The sequence below is a fragment of the Euzebyales bacterium genome, assembly GCA_035461305.1.
In the GTDB taxonomy this organism is placed as follows: Bacteria; Actinomycetota; Nitriliruptoria; order Euzebyales; family JAHELV01; genus JAHELV01.
In genome coordinates this window covers 1-5688 of sequence record DATHVN010000026.1, presented here as the reverse complement: position 1 = coordinate 5688, position 5688 = coordinate 1, and the positions used below count along the sequence as shown (strand labels likewise).

The 5688-nt window shown below is 70.2% G+C and carries 6 protein-coding genes; 1 reads left to right on the top strand and 5 read right to left on the bottom strand.

The genetic code is table 11. The features are described from left to right. Window positions 1–371 precede the first annotated feature (371 nt). Entirely contained in the window at window positions 372–1235 is an 864-nt protein-coding gene (locus VK923_02130) for an alpha/beta hydrolase (protein ID HSJ43465.1), read from the top strand. A 126-nt stretch (window positions 1236–1361) separates the two neighbouring features. On the opposite strand, the gene VK923_02125 is transcribed toward VK923_02130, so the two are convergent. The 5 genes from VK923_02125 to VK923_02105 all read right to left on the bottom strand — a co-directional run bounded on the left by VK923_02125 (window position 1362) and on the right by VK923_02105 (window position 5493). Continuing rightward, on the bottom strand, window positions 1362–1682 hold the full coding sequence (locus tag VK923_02125; protein HSJ43464.1) for an antibiotic biosynthesis monooxygenase: 321 nt from the start codon (window positions 1680–1682) through the stop codon (window positions 1362–1364). 109 nt (window positions 1683–1791) lie between these two features. After that, the gene (locus tag VK923_02120) at window positions 1792–2688 is read right to left on the bottom strand and encodes a hypothetical protein (GenBank protein HSJ43463.1); all 897 of its coding nucleotides are present in this window, start codon (window positions 2686–2688) and stop codon (window positions 1792–1794) included. A gap of 50 nt (window positions 2689–2738) precedes the next feature. Further along, window positions 2739–3044, bottom strand: a complete 306-nt coding sequence (locus VK923_02115; protein ID HSJ43462.1) for a hypothetical protein — start codon at window positions 3042–3044, stop codon at window positions 2739–2741. A gap of 177 nt (window positions 3045–3221) precedes the next feature. Next, window positions 3222–4973: an FAD-binding protein gene (locus VK923_02110; GenBank protein ID HSJ43461.1), complete on the bottom strand. Its 1752-nt coding sequence runs from the start codon at window positions 4971–4973 to the stop codon at window positions 3222–3224. Window positions 4974–5286: 313 nt separating this feature from the next. Next, window positions 5287–5493 (bottom strand): hypothetical protein, encoded by a 207-nt coding sequence (locus tag VK923_02105; protein HSJ43460.1) that lies wholly within the window; start codon window positions 5491–5493, stop codon window positions 5287–5289. Window positions 5494–5688 lie beyond the last annotated feature (195 nt).

The following is a 5688-nucleotide window of genomic DNA, read 5'->3' as shown; positions in this document are numbered from 1 at the left end:
GTTGCGAGCGCGGACGCGTTCGAGAAGCCGAATCCCACATCGGGCAGGACCGCGTCGTCACCTCGGGGCTTCATCGCCGATCCTCCGCGGTAAGCCTGTCCACCGGCATCACCCCTGGTCCCGACCAGCATCCGACGTCGTCCGCGCGCCGGGCAGGGCCCGTCGACCTCGCAGGCACGGGTCCTTGGCCTCATGGCCCCGGCATCTCCGGGCATCGAGCCCGCCCCGAGTCGGCGGATGTCGCACCGACGTCGAGCCTGCACGCTGGAGACGACGACCACCACATCAATGGGCCGTCGTGACCATGCTCGGCCTCGCGCGCGTCGCCTGGCGGAGACTGCGGGCAGGCCCAACGATCGACCACGCCGTGGATGACGGGCTCGGCGCAGGATGGCGCCATCGATGCCGGGCTGGCTGCCCGGTTGCGTCGCCGCGTGTCGGTCGCCCGCATCCTGGTCGCGCCGTTCCTCGTCCGTCGCCGCGACGTCGAGCGGGTAACCGACATCCGCTCCGACGACGCGGGCAGGCACAACCTGCTCGACGTCTACGGCCACCGGTCCCGTCCCGCGGGCTGTCCCACGCTGATTCACCTGCACGGCGGCGCGTACCGCAGCGGCAGCAGGAGCCGCGAGGCGCGCCCCCTGCTTAACCGGCACGCCAGCCAGGGATGGGTGTGCGTCAGCGCCAACTACCGCCTGAGCCCGGTCGCGACGTTTCCCGAGCACCTGATCGACCTCACGAAGGCCATCGCGTGGCTGCGCGAGCACGGTCACGAGTACGGCGCCGACCCGACAGTGGTCTTCGTCGCAGGCAGCTCGGCGGGCGGCTACCTGGCCTCACTGGCTGCGTTGACCCCCGACCCCGCGTTCCAGCCAGGGTTCGAGCAAGTGGACACGTCGGTCGCCGCCGCCATCAGCCTGTACGGATACTACGGGCCGGTCGACGGCTCCGGCGGGCCGCCGTCCTCACCGCTGGCCTACCTCACAGCTGACGCGCCGCCGTTCTTCGTGGCACACGGCGATCAGGACACCCGTGATCGTCGAGGACGCCCGACGCTTGGTCGAGCGGTTGCCGACCACGTCGTCCAACCCGGTCGTGTATGCGGAGCTCCCTGGCGCGACCCACACCTTCGACCTCTTCCATTCGCTGCGCCTCGACCATGTCGTCGACGGAATCGAGGCGTTCGCCGGCTGGGTGAGGACTCGCCAGCAGGCGCGTGCCACGTGACCGACTGAGCTGGAAGGTCAGCTACACCGTGTGGGCCGTCGGGGCGTCGCCGACAGAGGGCCGATCAGCTCGGACAGCGCGTGCGTCCAAAATCCACCGTCCTCGCCGCCGAAGATCCGCGACGTGGCTGAGCCTCACATCGTGGGCGCGTGATGGCTGCCGTACACATCGTAGTGGCGAACCGTCCGCTCGCGGTCGACCAGGTAGGCATCGTCGTCCGGATAGAACACGGCGCGCTCATGGTCGTCCCCGGCGAATGCCCGGATCGCGTCGAGCGACTCCCAGACCGTGATCATGGCGAACTCCTCACGATCACCGTCGCGCCGACTCGTCATGTACACCGCGAGGTTGCCATCGACACGCGCGTAGCCGGGCAGCGCGACACGCGTCATGTAGTCGCGATACGCCTCGGCGTCTTCGGGGCGGGTCCATCCCCGCCAGATGCGGATCACCATGACAGCCTCCGTGCAGAGCTGTCCGCCGAGCATCCCCGGTCGAGGCGTCGCGGACTCCCCGTTTCCGTGCCGGCCACCCCGTTGCAGTCGCGTGCCGGCGATCGCCCCATCAGGCTCGCCGGACGGTCAGCATCCGCCACGTGGTGGACGTCTGTCGACCGGCACCCTCCGATCCTGACCATTCCCGATCAGGCATGACCGCGAAGTCACCGTTGACCCTCGGGGGTCCGCCCCCAGCGAACGGTCCTACCGCGGGTCGGCGCGGGCAACCCTCTCGGTCGGACGGGACCTCGGGCGTGGGCGTCGGCCTGCCGAGTCGGGCGACCATGATGGTGGTCACCACGAAGAGCCAGACCATCCACAGCCCGTACGGGACGTACGTGAACCACCCTCCGGGTGCGAGCCGTCCGCTGTCCACGATGACGCCGAACCACCCGACCACGTGCGCGACCGGGCCACGCACCGACACCCAGCCGACCCACGCCGGGAACGCACCTGTACGCCACGACACCGCCGCAACCGAGGCGAGCATCACGGCGATCGGTACCAACGCGATCAGCGACAGTCCGTACCCGAGGTCGGCCACGATCCCCGCCACCTCCGGTGCCACGCCGGCACCCGCCCGGGTCGCCAGCGCGACCTGCGGCGCATGGATCAGCGCACCGATCGCGACCCCGGTCACACCGGCGGCGAACGCCAGCGCTGCAAGCACACCGTTGCGGCCCTCGGCGCGCTGCAGGTAGCCGCGTAGGCCGGCGAGGAACCACAGGTTCGCCCCGGCGGCGAGCACGAACACCACACTCTGGGTGAGCAGCTCACCGCGGTACCGCGCGAAGAACGCCCTGACCTCATCACCCGGCGCACCGAACGGTGGCGCGCCGCGCTCCAGCATCGCCCCCGCGGCACCAAGGACGAGCACCGCGTAACCGCTGGCCGCCGCCCACGCCGTCTGTGTGGTCGGCCGGTGGCCCGCGCCCTGATCGTGTGGCACCTCTGCCGGTCGCATCGCTACACGGGCGGCGGGAGCACCGGAAGCGCTGGCACCGCGCGAGATGATCAGGTGTCGGTCGGCGACGCCGGGGACAGAGAGGCACGGAACCGCGGCCAGGCACGGTCGATGAGCCGGCCGTAGACCGCAGCGAACAGGCGAGCGCGCAGCCCATGCCGTCCGCGCGAGCAAACGCGCCACACGAGCCGCGTGACAGCAGGCGACACCGCCTCGAAGGTGTGCTCGTAGGCGATCGTCACACCCATCGCTCGACCGCTCCACGTCCACGACCGCAGCGGGTCGAAGTCGGTCATCGCGAACCGCGACCGGCCGGCCGGACGGAACCGGAACCACCCGGACGTGTCCGCCGTCACCGGTCCTGGTGGCGTCGTGCGGACATCGGCGATGTGGTGCGCCCAAGTGGGCCAGGCGTCCACGTCGGCGAGCCGCCCGCGCCTGCTCGAGCGGGACCGGCACCTCGAACGACCGCTCCACCAGCACCCTGGACACGTCACGGATTGTGGTCGGCCTGCCGGGGTGAGCTCCTCCTGCTACTCGAGCAGACGGCCGGTGGACTCGAGCTGCTGGTCGTCGATCCACGCGGCGAGCTCGTCGGGCACCGGCGCGACCGGTCGCGAACTCAGCGACAGCGACCCATCATCTGCCATCTGGACGACAAAGTTGACCCGAAGCTCGGGGTCCAGCTCCGCGTAGTCTGATCGCGCATGGCATCCACGGGTCTCGCGACGCGCCAGCGCACCCTGGACCGTCGCCTCGGCGCACACCAACGACGCCTGCAGGTCGAACGCATGCGCGAGGTCGGCGTAGCCCTCCGACGACGGGCGGACGTCGAGCTGGGCTGCGGTCGAGCGGATCGCAGTGATCTCCGCCAGTGCGCGTTCCAGCTTGTTCCCACTGCGGACGACGCCGCACAGCTCCCACATCGTGTCCCGTAGCGCACGCTGGGTGGGGCGGGCGAACTCGTCGCCGGGACGGATCATCGCGTCGACGCGCTCGGCGGCCTCGTCGATCGTCCGCCGGTGCCGCAGCTGCACGTCGAGTCGGGCCGACCGCGCCCCGGCCGCTTCACCGGCGTGCCGCCCTGCGATGAGCGTCTCGACCAGCGAGTTGCCGCCCAGGCGGTTGGCGCCGTGCAGGCCGGTGGTGACCTCACCGGCCGCGTAGAGCCCGTCAACGTCGGTCGCGTGGTGCTCCGGCTCGACGATCACCCCTCCCATCGAGTAGTGCGCGGTCGGCGCGACCTCCATCGGCGATCGCGATATGTCCAACAGCAGCGCGTCGAGGAACTGGCGGTACATCCGCGGAAGTCGCTGCAGGATGAAGTCCTTGTCGCGATGGCTGATGTCGAGCAGCACCCCGCCGCTGGCGGTGCCGCGGCCCTCCGCGATCTCCGTGTAGTTGGCCAGTGCCACCCGGTCGCGGGTCGACAGCTCCAGACGTTCGGGGTCGTAGCGCCGCATGTAACGCTCGCCGTCGGCGTTGACCAGCCGACCCCCCTCCCCGCGGACGGCCTCGGTGACCAGCGTGCCGGCCATCTGCTCGGGCACGACCATGCCCGTCGGATGGAACTGCACCAGCTCCATGTCCGCCAGGCGACAGCCGGCACGCAGCGCCAACGCCATGCCGTCGCCGGTGTTCTCGTCGCGCCGTGATGAGCTGCGTCGCCACAGCCGGGTGTGCCCTCCCGCCGCGAGCACGACGCCGTCGGCGACGAACACGGTCCGATCGCCGCTCTGCAGGTCGAACGCATACGCGCCGAAGCATGTGCCGTCATGCACGAGCAGATCGGTGACGTAGGTGTTCTGCGCGATCGGGATGTCCAGCTCGGTCACCCGTCGCATCAACGTCTGGATGATCGCCCGACCCGTGTAGTCCCCGGCGTAGCACGTGCGTCGGTAGGCGTGGGCGCCGAAGAACCGCTGGTCGAGGTCACCGTTGGGCAGCCGCGCGAAGTCACATCCCCAGTCGGCCAGCTCGAGCACCGCGGCCGGCGCCTCACGTGCCATCATCTCCGCTGTCGCGGGGTCACCGAGGAAGTAGCCCTCCTTGACCGTGTCGGCGAAGTGCAGCTGCCAGCTGTCCTCGGGATCGACCGTCCCCAGCGCCGCATTGATGCCGCCCGCCGCGAGCACCGTGTGCGCGTCGTCGCGCGGGCGCTTGCCGACGATCACGACCTGACAGCCTGCCTCGTGCGCCGCGATGGCCGCTCGCAGTCCCGCGGCGCCGGTCCCGATCACCAGCACGTTCGCGAGCCTCGTGCGCGTGTGCGCCGTACGTCTCACGGTGTCCTCGTCGTCGCGTCGCCGTCAGCTCCACGCTATCCGGATGGCGACTGCCACGATGTGGCTGGAAGCGCGAAACGGTGTAGTCGCAGGCCATCTCCTGTTTCGTCGTCCTCGACGGGACCGACGTCGACACGGCCACCTACCGGCTCGCCCCAGGTGTCGGCGGCGTCCAGGAGCGAGGGACACCGCAGGTCGTCGAGAGACACGCTCGAGGGTGTCCCTGGCACACCGCACATGTCCCCTGGCGAACCCACGTGTCCGCGGCACGGGTCCACCGCAGGCCGGCGCAGCTGCGGTACGGTGCTCCGGGCTACTGCTCGAACGCTTCGCCGTCGGGGCTGGCGATCACAGCGGTGTAGCCGTCGGGGTCCTTGATCCAGATCTCCCGATGCGCCGGTCCGTTGCCATGACCTTCGGGCGGGTTGCGATGCGGTGGCTGCACGACGATCGCATCGAGCTGCGCGGCGCGTTCGACCACGACGTCGAAGTCGGCCACCTCACCGAACCACACGAGCACGCCGTTGCCGACCTCGAGATTCGGGTCGCCGATGTGTCCGTGATGGTGCTCGACGTCCCAGTGGTGGAGTCGGCCGGGTCATCGATCTCTGCGAGCCAGCGCTCGCCGTTGTCGAGTTGCGGCGGTCCGTGTACGGTCCCGCCGTTGGCGACGACGCGCTGCAGCGTCGATGCGAGCTGGTCGGCCCAGATCCAC

Coding starts and splice junctions, on each gene's coding strand:
- VK923_02130 (HSJ43465.1), top strand. CDS start 372: ATGACGGGCTCGGCGCAGGATGGCGCCATCGATGCCGGGCTGGCTGCC.
- VK923_02125 (HSJ43464.1), bottom strand. CDS start 1,682: ATGGTGATCCGCATCTGGCGGGGATGGACCCGCCCCGAAGACGCCGAG.
- VK923_02120 (HSJ43463.1), bottom strand. CDS start 2,688: ATGCGACCGGCAGAGGTGCCACACGATCAGGGCGCGGGCCACCGGCCG.